Annotated in this window: 16 protein-coding genes; 11 read left to right on the top strand and 5 right to left on the bottom strand. The window is 74.2% G+C overall.

All coding sequences use genetic code 11. The annotated features are described in order from the left end of the window. Nucleotides 1-40: 40 nt before the first annotated feature. Nucleotides 41-1210: a hypothetical protein gene (locus ACZ6Z8_RS06200; RefSeq protein ID WP_465606823.1), complete on the top strand. Its 1170-nt coding sequence runs from the start codon at nucleotides 41-43 to the stop codon at nucleotides 1208-1210. A gap of 22 nt (nucleotides 1211-1232) precedes the next feature. On the opposite strand, the gene ACZ6Z8_RS06195 is transcribed toward ACZ6Z8_RS06200, so the two are convergent. Next, nucleotides 1233-2588, bottom strand: coding sequence for a glycosyltransferase 87 family protein (locus tag ACZ6Z8_RS06195; RefSeq protein ID WP_465606822.1), 1356 nt, complete (start codon nucleotides 2586-2588; stop codon nucleotides 1233-1235). Between the two features lie 215 nt (nucleotides 2589-2803). Between ACZ6Z8_RS06195 and ACZ6Z8_RS06190 the strand changes: the two genes are divergently transcribed. Continuing rightward, complete coding sequence (locus ACZ6Z8_RS06190) at nucleotides 2804-3940, top strand: glycosyltransferase family 4 protein (protein WP_465606820.1); 1137 nt, start codon at nucleotides 2804-2806, stop codon at nucleotides 3938-3940. Nucleotides 3941-3992: 52 nt separating this feature from the next. On the opposite strand, the gene ACZ6Z8_RS06185 is transcribed toward ACZ6Z8_RS06190, so the two are convergent. Further along, nucleotides 3993-5786, bottom strand: a complete 1794-nt coding sequence (locus tag ACZ6Z8_RS06185) for an AMP-dependent synthetase/ligase (protein WP_465606818.1) — start codon at nucleotides 5784-5786, stop codon at nucleotides 3993-3995. Between the two features lie 324 nt (nucleotides 5787-6110). Here ACZ6Z8_RS06185 and ACZ6Z8_RS06180 point away from each other — a divergent pair, with 324 nt between their 5' ends. From ACZ6Z8_RS06180 to ACZ6Z8_RS06160, 5 genes are all read left to right on the top strand, one after another. Further along, the gene (locus ACZ6Z8_RS06180; protein WP_465606817.1) at nucleotides 6111-6545 is read left to right on the top strand and encodes an SRPBCC family protein; all 435 of its coding nucleotides are present in this window, start codon (nucleotides 6111-6113) and stop codon (nucleotides 6543-6545) included. Between the two features lie 38 nt (nucleotides 6546-6583). Further along, nucleotides 6584-7756: an ArsA family ATPase gene (locus tag ACZ6Z8_RS06175; RefSeq protein WP_465606816.1), complete on the top strand. Its 1173-nt coding sequence runs from the start codon at nucleotides 6584-6586 to the stop codon at nucleotides 7754-7756. Between the two features lie 93 nt (nucleotides 7757-7849). Continuing rightward, nucleotides 7850-8263, top strand: a complete 414-nt coding sequence (locus ACZ6Z8_RS06170) for a DUF5304 family protein (RefSeq protein WP_465606814.1) — start codon at nucleotides 7850-7852, stop codon at nucleotides 8261-8263. 192 nt (nucleotides 8264-8455) lie between these two features. Continuing rightward, nucleotides 8456-9397, top strand: a complete 942-nt coding sequence (locus ACZ6Z8_RS06165; protein WP_465606812.1) for an ROK family glucokinase — start codon at nucleotides 8456-8458, stop codon at nucleotides 9395-9397. Nucleotides 9398-9593: 196 nt separating this feature from the next. Then, complete coding sequence (locus ACZ6Z8_RS06160) at nucleotides 9594-10346, top strand: endonuclease/exonuclease/phosphatase family protein (protein WP_465606810.1); 753 nt, start codon at nucleotides 9594-9596, stop codon at nucleotides 10344-10346. A 9-nt stretch (nucleotides 10347-10355) separates the two neighbouring features. On the opposite strand, the gene ACZ6Z8_RS06155 is transcribed toward ACZ6Z8_RS06160, so the two are convergent. After that, nucleotides 10356-11189 carry a hypothetical protein gene (locus tag ACZ6Z8_RS06155; protein WP_465606808.1) on the bottom strand — a complete coding sequence of 278 codons (834 nt, stop codon included), beginning with the start codon at nucleotides 11187-11189 and terminating at the stop codon, nucleotides 10356-10358. Then, nucleotides 11182-11976, bottom strand: coding sequence for an alpha/beta hydrolase (locus tag ACZ6Z8_RS06150; RefSeq protein ID WP_465606807.1), 795 nt, complete (start codon nucleotides 11974-11976; stop codon nucleotides 11182-11184). The genes ACZ6Z8_RS06155 and ACZ6Z8_RS06150 overlap by 8 nt, the downstream gene beginning before the upstream one ends. 175 nt (nucleotides 11977-12151) lie before the next feature. On the opposite strand from ACZ6Z8_RS06150, the gene ACZ6Z8_RS06145 reads away from it, so the two are divergent. The 3 genes from ACZ6Z8_RS06145 to ACZ6Z8_RS06135 all read left to right on the top strand — a co-directional run bounded on the left by ACZ6Z8_RS06145 (nucleotide 12152) and on the right by ACZ6Z8_RS06135 (nucleotide 15002). Beyond that, nucleotides 12152-12976, top strand: a complete 825-nt coding sequence (locus ACZ6Z8_RS06145; RefSeq protein WP_465606805.1) for a lysophospholipid acyltransferase family protein — start codon at nucleotides 12152-12154, stop codon at nucleotides 12974-12976. 137 nt (nucleotides 12977-13113) lie between these two features. Beyond that, complete coding sequence (macS, locus tag ACZ6Z8_RS06140; protein ID WP_465607486.1) at nucleotides 13114-14292, top strand: MacS family sensor histidine kinase; 1179 nt, start codon at nucleotides 13114-13116, stop codon at nucleotides 14290-14292. Nucleotides 14293-14306: 14 nt separating this feature from the next. Beyond that, nucleotides 14307-15002: a response regulator gene (locus ACZ6Z8_RS06135; protein ID WP_465607484.1), complete on the top strand. Its 696-nt coding sequence runs from the start codon at nucleotides 14307-14309 to the stop codon at nucleotides 15000-15002. 42 nt (nucleotides 15003-15044) lie between these two features. On the opposite strand, the gene ACZ6Z8_RS06130 is transcribed toward ACZ6Z8_RS06135, so the two are convergent. Continuing rightward, complete coding sequence (locus ACZ6Z8_RS06130) at nucleotides 15045-17003, bottom strand: anthranilate synthase family protein (protein WP_465606803.1); 1959 nt, start codon at nucleotides 17001-17003, stop codon at nucleotides 15045-15047. Nucleotides 17004-17304: 301 nt separating this feature from the next. Here ACZ6Z8_RS06130 and ACZ6Z8_RS06125 point away from each other — a divergent pair, with 301 nt between their 5' ends. Continuing rightward, nucleotides 17305-18654: a class II 3-deoxy-7-phosphoheptulonate synthase gene (locus ACZ6Z8_RS06125; protein ID WP_465606801.1), complete on the top strand. Its 1350-nt coding sequence runs from the start codon at nucleotides 17305-17307 to the stop codon at nucleotides 18652-18654. The last annotated feature ends 27 nt before the right edge of the window (nucleotides 18655-18681 follow it).

Raw genomic sequence — 18681 nt, 5'->3', positions numbered from 1 at the left:
CGGCGCGGCCGAGCCGCACCCGATAGACGCGGCCGGTCGCGTGCTGTCCCGGCGCGGAGCACTGCTGCTGGCGGCCGGCGGGCTGGTCCAGCTGTCGCTCCCCCCGGCCGCCCCGGCGGCGCCGCCGGACGCGCGGGACGCCGACCGGGCCACCGAGGTGGCCGCGCTGCTGGCGGAGCGGGCGCGCTCGCTGCCCGTCTGGTCCGGGCTCACCGGGGCCGGGGCGGCGTACCGCAACCTGGTGCTGTCGCCCGGGCCGACGGCCCCGGCGGCCGGCGGCCCGGAGCGGCTGACCGCGTCCGTCGAACTGGCATTGCGGGTCGCCGGGTACGACGAGTACCCGGTGGTGTACCCGCGCCGGATCGAGCTGGTCCGGGACCGGGGCGGCTGGCGGGTCGAGCACGAGGAGGGCACGGGCGGACCCCCGGCGCTGTGGGACCTCGGCCCCGCCCGTACCGCCCCCGGCGCCCGGTGCCTGGTGCTGGGCCTGGCCGCAGGGCCCGACCCGGCCGGGCTGGTCGCGGTGGGGGACCAGGCGGTGCCGGCCGTCAGCGCGGTCTGGGGCAGCGGCTGGGCCGGCCGGCTGCTGCTCGAACTGCCCGCCACCGAGCCGGAGTTCGCCCGGCTGCTGGAGGCCGACCCGGCGGGCTGGACGGGCATGGCGGCGGTCACCGTGGCCGCCCCCGGCGCCCCCTGGCACACCCCGGCGGACCGGGTGGTGATCAACCCCGAGGCGTTCGGGCGGCTCAGCGACTTCGGCCGGCAGGTGGTGGTCACCCACGAGGCCACCCACGTCGCGACCCGGGCCGACACCCGGGCCTGGACCCCGCTGTGGCTCTCCGAGGGCGTCGCCGACTGGACCGCCTACCGCGGGTCCGGCCGCCGCCCGCAGCAGATCGCCCCCGAGCTCACCCGGGACGTCGCCGCCGGGAAGCTGCCCACCGCGCTGCCCGCCGACGGGGACTTCTCCGCCGGAGCCACCGGCATCGCCCAGGCCTACGAGCAGGCCTGGCTCGCCTGCGAGCTGATCGCCCGCCGCTACGGGACGGACCGGCTGGTCGCCTTCTACCGGGCGGTCGGCGCGGCCGACGGGCAGGGTGAGGACCGGGACCGCCGTACCGACCGGCTGCTGCGCGGCGAACTGGGCATCGGACTGGCCGAGTTCACCACGCTCTGGCTGGCCGAGGTGCAGGCGCTGAAAGCCGGCTAGGGCGGCCCTCGTCGGTCAGGCCCTAGCGACCGGCCGGGTGGTCGATGCCGTCCAGCAGGTCCTGCTCGTAGGCGATGCCCGGGCGGACCGGGTAGGCGGAGGCGGGCGGCAGCGCGGCGGGCTCGGACAGCACCACGGTCGGCGGCAGGGGCGCCGCGGCGCGGGTGGAGCGCCAGAGCCGGACGGCGGAGAGCACGGTGGCGGTCAGCAGCAGCAGGTTGCGCAGGCCCAGCACGGTGATCGCCAGCGGATCGCTGTCCAGGACCTGGGTGAACATGGTCGGGAATTCGAGCAGGGTGAGCGGGCAGGCGACCAGGATCAGCAGCGCCACCGGCCGCTGGCTGGTGCCGCGCACGGTCAGGCAGACCGCCGCCACGCCGATCAGCCAGACCAGGTACTGCGGGCTGATCACCCGGCTGGTCACCACGAAGACCAGCAGCGCGCACAGCGCCGCGTCGTACATGGTGGCCGCGTTGCGGCGGCGGGCGGTGAAGCGCCACAGCAGCAGCCAGAGGAAGCCCAGCACGGTGCCGGCCATCATCACCTTGCTGATCACGCTGACCCACGGTCCGAGCATCTCGGGGGAGCCGTAGTTCATGGTGACCCTGCCGTTCCAGCCCCCGGCGATCCGGGCCAGGTGCAGCGGCAGGGCGCCGACCGACTCGACCTCGATGCCGCGGTCCTTCTGGAAGGCGAGGAAGCCGAAGGCGCCGTTCATCCCGGCCGCGAGCAGGAAGCCCACCGAGACGGCGGTGGCCGCGGCCAGCGTCCAGGAGCGGCGGGTGCGGCGGCCGGACGGGGTGCCGATCAGGCCGAGCAGCGGCCACACCTTGACGATGCCGCCCAGGCCCAGCAGCAGCCCGCCGACCGCCGGGCGGCGGATCAGCGCGAGCAGGCCGGCCAGGGCGAGCGCGGTGACCAGCAGGTCGAAGCGGTTGTAGATCATCGGGCCGAGCAGCGGCACGCCGACCACCCACATCCAGGCGCCGGTCAGCGCCCGGCCCTTGCGCAGGCCGGTGCGGATCAGCAGCGCGGCCGCGGCGGCGTCGGCGATGCCGCAGATCACCCAGAACGAGGTCAGGTACGACCAGGGCAGCAGGCCCGGCAGCAGGATGACCAGGGCGGCGCCGGGCGGGTACTGCCAGGTCACGTCGTCGAACGGGAAGGTGCCGGTCTGCAGCACGCCGTACCAGGCGTGGTAGATCATCCAGACGTCGGCCGTGACGTCGCCACCGGGCGACTTCAGGACGCCGGTCATCAGCAGCACCAGCACGGTGCGGGTGGCCACCCAGGTCGCCCCGAGGGCGGCGAGCGCCCCGAGCGGGCGGCCGAGGCGGCCGCGCGAAGTACCGGACTCGGTGGCCGGGGCCAACTCCACTGCGCTCCCTCGTTCGTCTCGACGTCCTCACCGGAGGCGTCGTACTGACGGACGCCCGGGCCGCCGCGTGCGCAGCAACCTAGGTACTAGGACTGACCCGGGGGTCAAACGGTTGCCGTGTGCGGTTCCGTTCCCGGCGGGTCATGGTGTTGACCTATCGTACGGATCACCCAGCGGTACACCGAGCACCCCCCGACCGAGCGAGCCGTGGCCTGATGCACAGAACCTTGATCGTCACCAACGACTTCCCGCCCCGCCCGGGAGGCATCCAGGCCTTCGTGCACAACATGGCCGTCCGTCAGCCCGCCGGGAGCGTCGTGGTGTACGCCTCGACCTGGCGGGACGGCACCGAGGTGCGGCGCTTCGACGCCGAGCAGCCGTTCCCGGTGATCCGGGACCGCACGAAGGTGATGGTTCCCACACCGCGGGTCACCCGGCGGGCCGCCGAGATCCTGCGTGCGGAGAAGTGCGACTCGGTCTGGTTCGGCGCCGCCGCACCGCTCGGCCTGATGGCGCCCGCGCTGCGCCGGGCCGGGGCCGGGCGGCTGCTCGGCATGACCCACGGGCACGAGGCCGCCTGGGCGCAGCTGCCGGGCTCCCGGCAGCTGCTGCGGCGGATCGGGGCGGGCACCGACGTGCTGACGTACCTGGGCGAGTACACCCGCTCGCGGATCGCCGCCGCGGTCGGGCCGCGGGCCGCGGGCCGGATGGTGCAGCTGCCGCCGGGCGTCGACGAGTCGACCTTCCACCCGGCCTCGGGGGGTGCCGAGGTGCGCCGGCGGCTGGGGCTGGCGGACCGGCCGGTGGTGGTCTGCGTCTCCCGGCTGGTGCCGCGCAAGGGCCAGGACACCCTGATCGAGGCGATGCCGCAGATCCTGGCGGACGTGCCGGACGCGGTGCTGCTGGTCGTCGGCGGCGGACCGTACCGGGCGGACCTGGAGAAGCTCGCGGAGGCCAGGGGCGTCCGGGCCTCGGTGAGGTTCACCGGCTCGGTACCGTGGGAGGAGCTGCCCGCCCACTACGGGGCCGGGGACGTCTTCGCCATGCCCTGCCGGACCAGGCGCGGCGGGCTGGACGTGGAGGGCCTGGGGATCGTCTACCTGGAGGCCTCGGCGACCGGACTGCCGGTGGTCGCGGGGGACTCCGGCGGGGCTCCGGACGCGGTGCTGGAGGGCGAGACCGGGTACGTGGTGCCGGGCGGCTCGGCCGCGGTGGCCGCGGAGCGGATCGTCCGGCTGCTGGGGGACGAGGAGCTGCGGCGGCGGATGGGCGAGGCCGGGCGGCGCTGGGTGGAGCGCTCCTGGCGCTGGGACCTGCTGGCCGGGCGGCTGACCTCGCTGCTGGCGGGCTGAGACGCGGACGGGCCCCGCCCCCGTCCGGGGAGGCGGGGCCCGTCCACACCCCCTACTTCTTGTAGAGCGCCTCGATCTCGGCGGCGTAGTCCTTGAGCACCACGTTGCGCTTGAGCTTGAGCGAGGGCGTCAAGTGGCCGCTCTCCTCGGAGAACTCGGTGTCCAGCAGGCGGAACTTCTTGACCGCCTCGGCGTGCGAGACGGCCGCGTTGCCGTCGTCCACCGCCGTCTGGAGGGCGGCCAGCAGGTCCGGGTCGTCGGCGAGCTCGGCGACGGTGGCGGTGGCGGGCTTGCCGTTGAGCTCCTTCCACTTCGGGAAGAAGTCCGGGTCGACGGTGATCAGGCAGGCGATGAAGGGCTTGCGGTCGCCGACCACCATGACCTCGCCGACCAGGGCGTGGGCGCGGATCCGGTCCTCGATCACGGCCGGGGCGACGTTCTTGCCGCCGGCGGTGACGATGATCTCCTTCTTGCGGCCGGTGATGGTCAGGTAGCCCTCGGAGTCCAGCGAGCCGAGGTCGCCGGTGGCCATCCAGCCGTCCTTGAGGGTGTCGGCGGTGGCCTGCGGGTTGTTCCAGTAGCCGGTGAAGACGTGCGGGCCCTTGAAGTAGACCTCGCCGTCCTCGGCGATCCGGACGGAGGCGCCGGGGACCGGCTGGCCGACCGTACCGATCTTCGGCTTGTCCCACGGGTTGAAGGCGGTGGCCGCGCAGGTCTCGGTGAGGCCGTAGCCCTCCAGGACGGTGAAGCCGATGCCCCGGTAGAAGTGGCCGAGCCGCTCGCCGAGCGGGGCGCCGCCGGAGATCGCGTGGGTGGCCCGGCCGCCGAGGGCGGCGCGCAGCTTGCTGTAGACCAGCTTGTCGAACACCGCGTGCTTGAGCCGCAGGACCAGGCCCGCGCCGCCGGCGTCCAGCGCCCGGCTGTAGGCGATCGCGGTCTCGGCGGCCTTGTCGAAGATCTTGCCCTTGCCGTCGGCCTGGGCCTTGGCGCGGGCGGTGTTGTAGACCTTCTCGAACACTCTGGGCACGCCCAGGATCAGGCTCGGCCTGAAGGCGGCCAGCTCGGCCGTGACGTCCTTGATGTCGGAGACGTGGCCCAGCTTGATCGGGGCCATCGCCGGGGCGATCTCGGCGATCCGGCCGAGCACGTGGGCGAGCGGCAGGAAGAGCAGGACGGAGCTGTCGCCGGTGCGGAACAGCGGGGCCAGGCGCGCGACCACGTTGCCGCACTCGGCGAGGAAGTTGCCGTGGGTCAGCTGGCAGCCCTTCGGGCGGCCGGTGGTGCCCGAGGTGTAGACGATGGTGGCGATGTCGTCGGGGCCGGCGATCGAGCGGCGCTCCTGCACCGTCGCGTCCGGGACGTCCCGGCCGGCCTCGGTCAGCGCGGCGAGCGCGCCGCCCTCGATCTGCCAGGTGCGCTTCAGCTGCGGCAGCCGGTCGCGGACCTCGGCGACCACCTTGACGTGCTGGTCGGTCTCGGTCAGGACGGCGACCGCGCCCGAGTCCCCGAGGATCCACTCGACCTGCTCGGCGGAGGAGGTCTCGTACACCGGCACGGTGATCGCGCCGGCCGTCCAGATCGCGAAGTCCAGCAGCGTCCACTCGTACCGGGTGCGGGACATGATGCCCACCCGGTCGCCGGGCTCGATGCCCGCGGCGATCAGGCCCTTCGCGGCGGCGTGCACCTCGGCGAGGAACTGGACCGAGGTCAACTCCTGCCAGCGGCCGTCCACCTTCCGGCTGAGCACCGCGACGTCCGGGTGCTCCTCGGCGTTCCGGTGCACAGGGTCGGAGAGGTTACCGCCGCTCGGTACCTGGTAGAGGGCCGGAAGGCTGAAGTCGAGCAAGACTGCTCCTCGTTCGCGACGCTGCGGGACGGCAGGACGTTACTGCCCGGTAGGCAGCTTCGACCAGGGGGGTCGGCCCCGGTGTTCGAAGTGTCACACCGGGGCGGGTCGGACCAGGCCGTGACCGGGTCGTTCGACTGGCACCCTACGGCAGCCCCCGGTGACCGGCCGGTAGCATGCCCCGCCGCCCGCCCCGCAGCGCCCGCCGCCGGTGCCCGCGCGGCCGAGCCGATCGCCGGTCGCGGTAGCCTGCTCCGGGCGGATCGGGTCGAGCGTGCCCCGACCCGGGCCGGCAGGCAGAGGGACGACGCGGAGGGTCATTCCATGGCGGAGCACACCAGGTCGAGCATCACCATCGACGCGACCCCGGCCGAGGTCATGGCCGTGATCGCCGACTTCGCCGCCTACCCGGCCTGGACCGGCGAGGTCAAGGAGGTCGAGGTCCTGGGGACCGCCGAGGACGGCCGCGCCACCGAGGTCCGGCTGCTGCTGGACGCCGGCGCCATCCGCGACGAGCACACCCTGTCCTACACCTGGGACGGCGACCGCGAGGTCCGCTGGACCCTCGTCCGCAGCCAGATGCTCCGCTCGCTGGACGGCTCCTACACCCTCGCCCCGCTGGCCGGCGGCCGCACCGAGGTCACCTACCAGCTCGCCGTGGACGTCAAGATCCCGATGCTCGGCATGATCAAGCGCAAGGCCGAGAAGGTCATCATCGACCGCGCCCTGGACGGCCTGAAGAAGCGCGTCGAGGGCTGACGGGAACGGCACGGCACGGCGGAACGGGGGCTGACGGCATGACGGCGACGCGCACCATCCTGGTCAGCGGTGACGCGGGCGCGCCCACCGTGGCCGCCGCCACCGCCCTGCACGCCGCCCGGAGCGGCCACCGCACCTGGCTGCTGGCCGCCGACGACCCGCACCGCACCCTGGACGCCGTCCTCGACACCCGGCTGGAACCCGAACCGATCCGCTACGCCCCGGGCCTCACGGTCTCCCGGATCGACGAGCAGGCCGCCTTCCGCTACGCCGTCGGCGAGCTCACCGGCCGGCTCAAGCCCGCCCTCGACCTGCTCGGCGCCGAACAGCTCGACCCCGAGGAACTGAGCGCCCTCCCCGGCATCGCCCGGCTCGCCCTGCTGCGTGCCCTGCCCGCCGCCGACCAGGACGTCCTGGTGGTGCTCGCCCCGCCGCCCGCCGAGCTGATCGCCACTCTCGCCCTGCCCGAGCAGCTGGCCCGCTACCTGGACCGGCTGGTCCCCGAGCAGCGGCAGGCCGCCCGCGCGCTGCGCCCGCTGCTGGCGGGGCTGGCCGGTGTCCCGATGCCCGCCGAGTGGCTGTACGAGGGGCGCACCAAGGCCGCCGCGGTGCTCGCCGAGTCCCGCGCCGCGATCAGCGACCCGGGAACCAGCGTGCGCCTGGTCGTGCCGGCCGACGGCCACCCGTACGAGGAACTGCGCCGGATCAGGGCCGCGCTCGCGCTGTACGGGCACCGGCCGGACGCCGTCGTGGTGCACGGCGCGCTGCCGCCGGCTGCCCTGGCCTCGCCCGACGCCTGGCTGGCCGCGCTGGCCCGCCGCCGCCAGGAGGAGCTGGACCGACTCGCCGCCGTGACCGACGCCCCGGTGCTGGTCACCGGCCTGGCCGAGGGCACCCTGGAGGCCGTCGCCGACCGCCTGTACGGGGACGGGCCCGGCCCCGAGCGGCTGGCCCCGGAGCCCTGGGCGGTCGAGGACCGGCTCGCCCGGGACGGCCTGCTGGTCTGGCACCTCGACCTGCCCGGCGCCGACCGCGCCGGGCTCGACCTGGTCCGCCGGGGCGACGACCTGGTGGTCGGCCTCGGCGCCCACCGCCGGGTGCTGCCGCTGCCCGCCGCGCTGCGCCGCTGCACGGTCGCCGGGGCGGGGCTGCACGAGGGCGTGCTGTCGGTGCGGTTCGCGCCCGACCCTTCGCTCTGGCCGCAGGGCTGACGGGTTCTCCGGTCTTTTCGGGGGCCGCCGCCGGTCGGGTAGCGTCGGGCCGGAGGGCCGCGGGGTGCGGCCACGGCTGAGGAGGCGCCCGCGATGACCAGCACCGACGACCGTACCGAGCCCGGCGCGGAGCAGGGGAGCGGGCCGTCCCACCCGTTCGGGCCGGAACTCGGCCCGCTGGTCGACGAGGTGCGCAGGTTCGCCACCGCCGTCGGCGAGAAGGCGCAGGAGACCAGCGCCACCACCCTGATCGCCCTCTCCGGGCTGGCCGACCGCCTGCGCACCCAGCAGCCGGAGGTCTACTCCCACCTCGCCGCGGCCGGCTCCGGGCTGGCCGCCGCGGGCTCCGAGCTGCTGGCCGCCTACCGGGCCGCGGTGGCCGGGCACGAGCAGCGCTGGACCGCCGGGGAGAGCGCTCCGGTGGAGAAGATCGACCTCGACGGGCCCGGCCGGGCCACGGACGACGGCGGTGCGGACGGCACTGACGAGACGTCCGCCAAGCAATGAATCCGTAACCTTCGGAGGGTGATCGCGCTGCTCTCGTACGTCACGAAGGCGGAGATTAGATAAGACTTTTGAAGCGTCGCGGCCCGGTTTTCCCAAAATTGTCTTCGGATAATGTATGCGAGGCTGTGTACGGGGGCTGGGTTGGACGGTACCGTTCCGTCCAGCGGGAACGAGTGAATAGCTGAGGGACACATGGCTCTGACCATCGGCGTCGATGTCGGCGGGACCAAGATCGCGGCAGGCGTGGTCGACGAAGCGGGTGCGATCCTGGCGCGGACCCGGGTCCCCACCCCGGCCGACCCCCAGTGGGCGGTCGACGCCATCGCCCAGGCCGTGCGCGAGCTCAAGGAGCAGCACCCCGACGTCACCGCGGTCGGCGTCGGCGCCCCCGGCTTCGTCGACAGCAACCGCTCCACGGTGATCTTCGCGCCCAACATCGACTGGGAGAACGAACCGCTGCGCGGCCGGATCGAGGAGCTCACCGGCCTGTCCACGGTGGTCGAGAACGACGCCAACTGCGCCGCCTGGGCGGAGTTCCGCTTCGGCGCGGCCGCCGACCACCAGGACATGGTGCTGATCACCGTCGGCACCGGCATCGGCGGCGGCATCGTCCTGGACGGGCGGCTGCACCGCGGCCGCTTCGGCGTGGCCGGCGAGATCGGCCACCTCAACATGGTCCCGGACGGCCTGCCGTGCGGCTGCGGCGGCAAGGGCTGCTGGGAGCAGTACGGCTCCGGGCGCGCGCTGCGCCGCTACGGCCGGGAGCGGGCCGCGGCCGACCCGGTGCGCGGCCGGCGGATGCTGGAGCTCAACGACGGCGTCGCCGAGACCATCCGCGGCATCCACATCACCGAGGCGGCCGAGGGGGGCGACCCGCTCGCCCTGGAGTGCTACGCCGAGCTGTCCGACTGGCTCGGCCGCGGCATGGCCGACCTCGCCGCGCTGTTCGACCCGGGCGTCTTCGTCCTCGGCGGCGGCGTCTCCGACTCCGGCCGACTGCTGCTCGACCCGGTCGCCAAGGCCTTCGAGCACTACCTGACCGGCGGGGTGCACCGCCCGCGCGCCGAGGTCGTACTCGCCTCGATGGGCTCCGCGGCGGGCATCGTCGGCGCCGCGGACCTCGCCCGCACCTGACGTCCGCTCCCCTGCGCAGACCCGCCGGCGGCGGTGCGACCGGGCCCCGACCGATCCCGGACGCGCCGCCGCCGTCGTCGTCGGGCGGGTCCGACCACTCCCGCCGCGCGCGCTGATGCGGCGCGAACGGTCGGACACGCCCTACCGTCCTTCCCAGTGACACGTACAGGTGACACGTACAGGGGAGGACCGTGAGATGACCGCCGCGCCCATCGCTCCGCCACCGGGCGGCCCGCGCCGACTGCGCCTGCTCAGCTACAACATCCGCTCGTTGCGCGACGACCGGCGGGCGCTGGTGCGGGTGATCCGGGCCTGCGCGCCCGACCTGGTCTGCGTCCAGGAGTCGCCGCGCTACTGGCGCCCGGAGGGACAGGCCGCCTGGCTGGCCCGGAGCACCGGGACGGTGGTGCTGTCCGGGGGCGGCCGGACCGCCGCCGGGCCGCTGCTGCTCGGCCGGCCCGACGCGGTGGAGGTGCTCGGCCGGCACGACCGGCTGCTGCCCAAGACCCGCGGCCTGCACGCGCGCGGCTTCGCCACCGCGCTGCTGAGGGTGCCCGGCGCGGCACCGTTCACCGTCACCAGCTGCCACCTCAGCCTGGACGCCGAGGAGCGCCGCGGGCAGTTCGAGCTGCTGCTCGACCAGCTCGCGATCGCCGAACACGGCGTCGTGGCAGGGGACTTCAACGAGCATCCGGACGGGCCGGGCTGGCAGCTGCTGGCCTCCCGGATGCGGGACGGATATCCGACGGCGCCCTGGGGCGGCGAGTTCACGTCCGTCCCCGAGAACCCCTACCAGCGGATCGACGCCGTCTTCGCCACGCCCGGGATCACCGTCCTCGGCTGCGGGGTGCCGCACGGCCTGCCCGGCGTCACCGAGGCCGACCTGCGGGCCGCTACCGACCACCTGCCGGTGCTGGCGGTCGTCGAACTGCCCGAGGCCGGCCGATGAGCAGGGCGGTCAGACCACCGCGCCGTGGTCCGGGTCCTCCGGCTCGTCCTCGTCGCGGTCCTTCATCCGGGCGACCAGGGTGACGAAGCCGCCGAGGAAGGCGGTGACCCCGACCCAGGCGGGCCAGCCGGAGATCTCCCGCCACACCACCGCGTCGATCAGCAGCAGGGCCGGGCCACCGAGCACCGCCAGCCACGCGAACTTGGCGGTGGTGTCGGCGGGCGGCAGCGGCGGGGGCTCCGGCGGGACGTAGTGGCCCTCGTCGCTCTCCTCGGCCAGCTCGAAGTCGCGCGGGCCCGAGGTGGCGGCCGGGAGCACGGGGCGCCCGGAGCGGGAGCGGGGCTGGGGGGCGAGGTCGGAGAGGTCGTCCGGGGCGCCCTGGCCGGCCCCGGGGCCGGTGCCGTCCTTGAAGCCGCCCTTGAGGTCGTTCTGCGCCCGGAGGTTCTCGACCTCGGGCCAGTTGGGGTTGGTGAGGTCGACCGGGTCGTCGAACTGGGCGACCAGGGCGGCGAAGATCGCGTCCTGCTCGGCCTGGCTGCGCTCGGGGGCGCTGCGGCGCGGGCGGGGCTCCACGGGCACGGGGGCGTCCGCCTCGGTCGGCTCCCCGGCCGGGACGGTCGGCGCGCCGCCGGCTGCCGCACCTCCCGAGGCCGGGCCGCCCTGGACGGTGCCGTCCCCGTGGACGGTGGCGTCGCCCGGGACGATCGGGGTCCCCTCGGCGCCGGCGTCCCCCCGGCCGGTGGCGTCCGTCGGCGCTCCGTCCGTCCGCGCGCCGTCCTCGCGGGGCTTCTCGTCCCCACTGCCCGCCGTGCTGCTCTCGTGCACTTCCGGCCCTTCAGCCATGGTGATCGTCGGATTCGGCCAAGTCCGCCCCCGCCGCGTACGCGGGAGCCAGCCGTCGGATGAAGTCCTGGCTCGCCGCGAATATTTCCGCCGCGTCGTGGTCCAGCGTCGCGACGTGGAAGCTGCGTTGGCACAGCCGCTCCGTCACGTCGGTCGAGGATATCCGGGCCAGCACCAGTTCCGAGTTGGCCGGAGAGACGACGTGGTCCTGCGGGCTGTGGAAGAGCAGCACGGGCTGGGTCACCTCGGGCAGCCGCCGCTGGACCTCCCGCCACAGCCGGCCCAGCGACCAGGCGGCGTGCAGCGGCGTCCGGTCGTAACCGAGCTCCCGGGCGCCCGGCTTGTGGATGTCGTTCGCGACCCCCGCGATGCTCGGGACGAGGTGCCGGAGCACCGGGAGCAGCACCCCGGCGGGGTTGTCCGAGCGCACCGACGGGTTGACCAGCACCAGCCCGGACACCGTCGGGCCGTGCAGCGCGGCCAGCCGCAGCGCCAGGGCGCCGCCCATCGACAGCGCGCAGACGAAGACCTGCTCGCACTCCTCGGCGAGGGCCAGCAGCTCGCGCTCGACCTCCGCGTACCAGTCCTCCCACCGGGTGACCTGCATGTCCTGCCAACGGGTGCCGTGCCCCGGCAGCAACGGCAGCGAGACGGTGAACCCGGCCGCCGCCAGCTCCTCGGCCCAGGGCCGCATCGACTGCGGCGAGCCGGTGAAGCCGTGGCAGAGCAGCACCCCGACCGGTCCGCCGCGGTGGCGGTACGGTTCGGCACCGGGCAGCAGCGGCATGGCGGACTCCTTCGCGGGCAGGTGGCGCTGGGGGAGGGACGCTGGGAGGGGAGCTGCAGGAATCCGCATCGTCCCATGCCCCGAGCCGGGACGTACACCCCCTACGGCGGGCCCGGGCACAGCCGACGGCCGCGGGGCATTAGGATCGACCGGTCCGCATAACAGGAGGCCCGGGTTGTTCTACCGACTGATGAAGATGATCGTCGCGCCACTGCTTCGGATCTTCTTCCGGCCGTGGATCGAGGGTGAGGAGAACATCCCCACCGAGGGTGCGGCGATCATCGCGAGCAACCACCTGTCCTTCTCGGACTCGTTCTTCTTCCCCGCGCTGATCAAGCGCCGGGTGACCTTCATCGCGAAGGCCGAGTACTTCAACACCCCGGGCCTCAAGGGCCGGCTGACGGCCGCCTTCTTCAAGGGCGTCGGCCAGCTGCCGGTGGACCGCTCGGGCGTGCGCGGCGCCGGCGAGGCCGCGATCCGCAGCGCCATCGCGGTGCTGGACCGCGGCGAGCTGTTCGGCGTCTACCCGGAGGGCACCCGTTCGCCCGACGGCAAGCTGTACCGCGGCAAGGTCGGCGGTCTGGCCCGCGTCGCGCTGGCCACCGGCGCCCCGGTCATCCCGGTCGCCATGATCGACACCGAGAAGGTGCAGCCGCCCGGCCAGGTGATCCCGAACTTCGGCATCCGCCCGGGCATCCGGATCGGCCGCCCGCTGGACTTCTCCCGCTACCACGGCATGGAGAACGACCGCTTCATCCTCCGTTCGGTGACGGACGAGGTGATGTACGAGATCATGCGGCTCTCCGGCCAGGAGTACGTGGACATCTACGCGACCGCGGCCAAGCGGCAGATCTCCGACGAGAAGAAGCGGGCCGAGGCCGAGCGCCGGGCCGCCGCCAAGGCGGAGAAGGCCGAGGCCGCCGAAGCAGAGAAGGCCGCCGAGGCCGAGAAGGCCGAGCAGCAGCACCAGCAGGAGCACAAGGACACCGGGTCGGCCTGACCGACCCGGACGGGTCCAGGGGGAGGGGCCGGGGCATGGCGGACGGCGCGAGAACGGACGGCGCGAGAACGGTCGGCACGGGAACGGTCGGCACGGGAACCGGCGGCGCGGTCGGCGGAACGCTGGCGGCCGGCGGCATGTCCGTCGAGCTGCCGCTGTGGAAGGCCATCTCCTACTTCCGGGTGCTGGCCCTGTGCTACGCGCTGCTGCGGTACTTCAACTCCTACCTGCACTTCCTGCACCCGGTCGCCGGCTGGATCTACTTCGGCGCGCTGATCCTCTGGACGCTCGCCAGCACCCGGGCCTTCGCCAACCCGCAGCGCTGCACCTGGTACGTCCTCGGCTTCGACCTCGCCCTGGCCGTGACCGGCATCGTGCTGAGCGGGCTGACCGACGCGCCGGCCCGGATCAGCCACGGCGCGCCCACCCTGCCGACCATCTGGGCCGCCGGTACGGTGCTCGGCTTCGCCGCCAAGGGCGGCTGGCGCCCGGCGGCGGCCTCCGGCGCGGTCATCGGGGTGGCCAACATCCTCGGCCACGGCGGGCCCACCGGCGACAACGTCCACAACATCGTGCTGCTGCTGGTGGCCGGCTGCGCGATCGGGTACGTGATCGAGCTGGCCCGTGCCAGCGAGGCCACCCTCACCCGGGCGCTGCAGGTCGAGGCGGCCACCCGGGAGCGCGAGCGGCTCTCCCGCGACATCCACGACGGCGTCCTCCAGGTGCTCGCCCTGGTCCAGCGCCGGGGCGCGGAGCTGGGCGGCGGTTCCCACGCCGGCCGCGACGCCGACGGTACGGACTTCGCCGAGCTGGGCCGCCTCGCCGGTGAGCAGGAGCGCGCGCTGCGGGCCTTGATGACGGGCGGTCCGCTCCCGGCGCAGCGGCTGCCGGAGGCCGGGGCGGACGAACCCGACCCGGCCGGACCGCGCGACCTCACCGCGCTGCTGCGCCCGTACGCCGACGAGCGGATCACGCTCTCCGCCCCGGGCACCCCGGTGCTGCTGCCGGGCCCGGCCGCGGGCGAGCTGGCCGCGGCGGTCGGTGCGGCCGTCGACAACGTCCGCCGGCACGCCGGGGAGGGCGCCCGGGCCTGGATCCTGGTGGAGGACGAGCCGGAGGCCGTCACGGTCAGCATCCGCGACGACGGCCCGGGCTTCGCGCCGGGGCGGCTCGGCGAGGCGGAGCGGGCCGGGCGGCTGGGCGTCTCCCAGTCCATCCGCGGCCGGGTGCTGGACCTCGGCGGCACGGCCGAGCTGTACTCGGCGCCCGGGGAGGGCGTCGAGGTCGAACTGCGCGTCCCGAGGAAGGCCTCCTGATGACCAACCAGCCGATGACCGAACAGCCGGCCGCCGAGCGGCCGGACACCGACCGGCCGGTGCGGGTGATGGTGGTGGACGACCACCCGATGTGGCGCGACGCCGTCTCCCGCGACCTCGCCGAGGCCGGCCTGGACGTGGTGGCCACGGCGGGCGACGGCGAGGAGGCGGTGCGCCGCGCCCGGGCCTGCTCGCCGCAGGTCGTCGTGCTGGACCTCAACCTGCCCGGCCTGCCCGGCGCCGAGGTGTGCCGCCAGGTGGTCGCGCACGACCCGGCGGTGCGGGTGCTGGTGCTGTCGGCCAGCGGCGAGCACCAGGACGTGCTGGAGGCGGTGAAGTCCGGCGCGACCGGGTACCTGGTGAAGTCGGCCGGTCGGGAGGAGCTGCTGGACGCGGTGCGCCGTACGGCCGTCGGCGACGCGGTGTTCACCCCCGGTCTGGCCGGGCTGGTGCTGGGAGAGTTCCGCCGGCTCGCCGCCGAGCCGGCCCCGGCCTCGGCACCGGCCGCCCCGCAGCTGACGGCCCGGGAGACCGAGGTGCTGCGCCTGGTGGCCAAGGGCCTGTCGTACCGGCAGATCGCGGACCGGCTGGTGCTGTCGCACCGGACGGTGCAGAACCACGTGCAGAACACCCTGGGCAAGCTGCAGTTGCACAACCGGGTGGAGCTGGTCCGGTACGCGATCGAGCGCGGGCTGGACGAGGAGCTGTGAGCGCGGCCCGGGCGGGGTTGCCGCCCGGGCCGCCCCAACTCCTCAGCCCCGTACGGCCGTCGCCTCCCGCAGCAGGCCGGCGACGATGTCCACGCCGTCCCGGGTGAGCACCGACTCCGGGTGGAACTGCAGGCCCGCGAAGCCGGGGCCGCGCAGCGCGTGGACGTCGCCGGTGGCGGCGTCCCGGGAGACCTCGACGCCCGCGGTGGCGAGCCGGACCGCGTCGGCGTCCGAGCAGCGCGCCGTGAAGGTGTTGTAGAAGCCGACCGTCCGCTTGGTGCCGAACAGGTCGATGCGCTCCTGAGCGCCCTGGTGCGGGACGGCCTTGCGGCCCAGCGCGAGCCCGAGTTCCGCGGAGAGCAGCTGGTGGCTGAGGCAGACCGCGAGCAGCGGGGCCGTGCGGGCGCCGGAGCGCACGGCGGCCAGGGCGTCCGCGACGACCGGTCGCAGCACCGCCATCTTGGGGTCGCCGGCGAGCGCCGGGTCGCCCGGGCCGGGGCCGAGCACCAACGGGCCGCGGTGCGCCGCGACCAGCTCGCGCAGGCCGGGCCGGTCGAAGCGGACCACGGTGACCCGGTGGCCGAGCGAGGTCAGCAGGTGGTCGAGCATCGAGGTGAAGGTGTCCTCGCCGTCCACGACCAGGGTCGGTTCGGCCTCGGTGACCCGGGACGGCGTCTGCATCCGCAGCCAGAACGGCGCCAGGTCGGCCCGGCGGGCGTCCAGGGCGGCCTGCACCCGGTGGTCGTCGGCGAGCCGGGGTCCGCCGGGGTGGGGCAGCCGGGCGGGCGCGGGCCGGGCGCCGATCGCGGTGAGCACCCCGGCGGCCTTGGCGTGGGTCTCGGCGACCTCGGACTCCGGGACGGAGTGGCGCACCAGGGTGGCGCCGACCCGGACGACCAGCCGCCCGGTGGCCGGGTCGATGTCGGCGGTGCGGATGCAGATCGGGGAGTCCAGCAGCTGCCCGCCGCTCGCGGAGCGGCCGATCAGGGCGAGCGCGCCGGAGTAGTAGCCGCGCCCGCCGGGCTCGTAGCGCCGGATCACCCGGGCGGCGTTCTGCACCGGGCTGCCGGTGACGGTGGCGGCGAACATCGTCTCGCGCAGTACCTCGCGGACGTCCAGCGAGGTGCGTCCGCGCAGCTCGTACTCGGTGTGGGCGAGGTGGGACATCTCCTTGAGCCGGGGGCCGAGCACCTGGCCGCCGAGGTCGCCGACGGTGCACATCATCTTCAGCTCCTCGTCGACCACCATGGTCAGCTCCTCCAGCTCCTTGGGGTCGTGGAGGAAGCGGAGCAGCGAGTGGATGTCGGAGCCGCCGGCCGGGTAGCGGTAGGTGCCGGAGATCGGGTTCATCACGACGGTGCCGCCGCTCTGCCGAACGTGCACCTCGGGGGAGGCGCCGACCAGCACCCGGTCGCCGGTGTGCACCAGGAAGGTCCAGTACGCGCCGCGCTCCTGGTCCAGCAGCCGGCGGAACAGGGTGAGCGCGAGCTCGGGCCCGCAGCGTCCGTCCTCGGCTCCGCCGGGGGCCTCCAGGGTGGCGTGGAAGTCCCGCCGGATCACGAAGTTGGCGCCCTCGCCGTTGCCGATCTCGTCCTCGATCACCCGGCGGACGATCTCCGCGTACGCCTCGTCGTCCACGTCGAACGCGCCGCCGGACAGCGTGACCGGCAGCTGCGGCAGGGCGGCGGTGAACTCGGCCAGCGGCAGGGCGTACTGCTCGGTCACCGCGAGGGCCCGCAGCGGGGTGCCGTCGTCGTGCGCCTCGAAGCCGCGCTCGCGGATCTGCCGGTACGGGACCAGCGCGAGCAGGTCGTGGACCGGCCCGGCGGCCGGGATGCCGGCCCGGACCGGCAGGTCGGCGAGGTGCTCGTAGCTGTCGACGGTGCCCAGCAGCACCTCGACGGTGTCCGGGGCGTGCCGGGGCGTGCGGCGGTGCAGCAGGGCGAAGGCGGGCGCGCCGGGGGCGGTGAGGCGGGCGAGCAGCTCGGCTGGGGTGGTCACGAGTACGGCTTCCTTCCGGGGAGGATGGCGAGGCGGTGCTGTTCCGCTCCCGGAGGGCCGTCTGCTCGGAAAACACGACGGCCGCCCCGAGGGGCGGCCGTCGTGTTCGTCTAGGAACGCGCGATCTGTGGGCCACCCATGGGGGAGGCCCACCACCAGGAGTGGGTGTGGGGCGCGTGCATGGGGCGAGCCTAGCCGATTCGACCGGGCGGGCGAGGCCGATGCCGGGCATTGTCCGAGACGTGTCTCATCCCTCGGGCAATGGTCACGGATCGCTCGCGGGACCCCGTAGCCTTGCCGTGTGACCGCTACGACTGAGACAACGAGGACTGGCCACTCCTGGCAGTCCCTGCCCGCGGCGCAGCAGCCTGAATGGCCGGACCAAGAGGCTCTGCGCAAGACCCTTGCTGAGCTCGCCTCCTATCCGCCGCTCGTCTTCGCCGGCGAGTGCGACCAGCTGCGCGCCCGGCTCGGAGCCGTGGCGCGCGGGGAGGCGTTCCTCCTGCAGGGCGGCGACTGCGCCGAGGCCTTCGACGGCGTCTCGGCGGAGCACATCCGCAACAAGCTGAAGACCCTGCTGCAGATGGCGGCCGTGCTGACCTACGCCGCCTCGGTGCCGGTCGTGAAGGTCGGCCGGATCGCCGGCCAGTACTCCAAGCCGCGCTCGAAGTCGACCGAGACCCGGGACGGCGTGACCCTGCCGGTCTACCGCGGCGACTCGGTGAACGGCTTCGAGTTCACCCCGGAGTCCCGGATCCCGGACCCGGAGCGCCTGAAGCGGATGTACAACGCGTCCGCCGCGACGCTGAACCTGGTGCGCGCCTTCACCACCGGTGGTTACGCGGACCTGCGCCAGGTGCACGCCTGGAACCAGGACTTCGTGCGCAACTCGCCGGCCGGCCAGCGTTACGAGCAGCTCGCCCGGGAGATCGACAACGCCCTGGCGTTCATGAACGCCTGCGGCGTGGCGCCGGAGGAGTTCAAGACCGTCGAGTTCTTCTCCTCGCACGAGGCCCTGATCCTCGACTACGAGACCGCGCTGACCCGCGTGGACTCGCGCACCGGCGACCTGTACGACGTCTCCGGCCACATGGTGTGGATCGGTGAGCGCACCCGGCAGCTGGACCACGCGCACATCGAGTTCGCCTCCAAGATCCGCAACCCGATCGGGGTCAAGCTGGGCCCGACCACCTCGGTGGACGAGGCGCTCACCCTGATCGAGAAGCTGGACCCGGAGCGCGAGCCCGGCCGCCTGACCTTCATCACCCGGATGGGCGCGGGCAAGGTCCGCGACCACCTGCCCACCCTGGTGGACAAGGTCACCGCCTCCGGTGCCAAGCCGGTGTGGATCTGCGACCCGATGCACGGCAACACCTTCGAGGCCTCCAGCGGTCACAAGACCCGCCGCTTCGACGACGTGCTCGACGAGGTCAAGGGCTTCTTCGAGGTGCACCGCTCGCTCGGCACCCACCCGGGCGGCATCCACGTGGAGCTGACCGGCGACGACGTCACCGAGTGCGTCGGCGGCGGCGACGAGGTGCTGGTCGACGACCTGCACCAGCGCTACGAGACGGCCTGCGACCCGCGGCTCAACCGCAGCCAGTCGCTGGACCTGGCGTTCCTGGTGGCGGAGATGTACCGCGGCCAGTGAGGCGTCGGCCCTGATGTGACGAAGGCC

The sequence above is a fragment of the Kitasatospora sp. NPDC101108 genome, from assembly GCF_055584725.1.
This window is presented reverse-complemented; position numbering and strand designations above follow the sequence as displayed.

Bases quoted from the DNA above. Each gene is read 5' to 3' on its own strand.
- ACZ6Z8_RS06190 (WP_465606820.1), top strand. From the start codon at position 2,804: ATGCACAGAACCTTGATCGTCACCAACGACTTCCCGCCCCGCCCGGGA.
- ACZ6Z8_RS06180 (WP_465606817.1), top strand. From the start codon at position 6,111: ATGGCGGAGCACACCAGGTCGAGCATCACCATCGACGCGACCCCGGCC.
- ACZ6Z8_RS06175 (WP_465606816.1), top strand. From the start codon at position 6,584: ATGACGGCGACGCGCACCATCCTGGTCAGCGGTGACGCGGGCGCGCCC.
- ACZ6Z8_RS06170 (WP_465606814.1), top strand. From the start codon at position 7,850: ATGACCAGCACCGACGACCGTACCGAGCCCGGCGCGGAGCAGGGGAGC.
- ACZ6Z8_RS06165 (WP_465606812.1), top strand. From the start codon at position 8,456: ATGGCTCTGACCATCGGCGTCGATGTCGGCGGGACCAAGATCGCGGCA.
- ACZ6Z8_RS06160 (WP_465606810.1), top strand. From the start codon at position 9,594: ATGACCGCCGCGCCCATCGCTCCGCCACCGGGCGGCCCGCGCCGACTG.
- ACZ6Z8_RS06155 (WP_465606808.1), bottom strand. From the start codon at position 11,189: ATGGCTGAAGGGCCGGAAGTGCACGAGAGCAGCACGGCGGGCAGTGGG.
- ACZ6Z8_RS06150 (WP_465606807.1), bottom strand. From the start codon at position 11,976: ATGCCGCTGCTGCCCGGTGCCGAACCGTACCGCCACCGCGGCGGACCG.
- macS (WP_465607486.1), top strand. From the start codon at position 13,114: ATGTCCGTCGAGCTGCCGCTGTGGAAGGCCATCTCCTACTTCCGGGTG.
- ACZ6Z8_RS06135 (WP_465607484.1), top strand. From the start codon at position 14,307: ATGACCGAACAGCCGGCCGCCGAGCGGCCGGACACCGACCGGCCGGTG.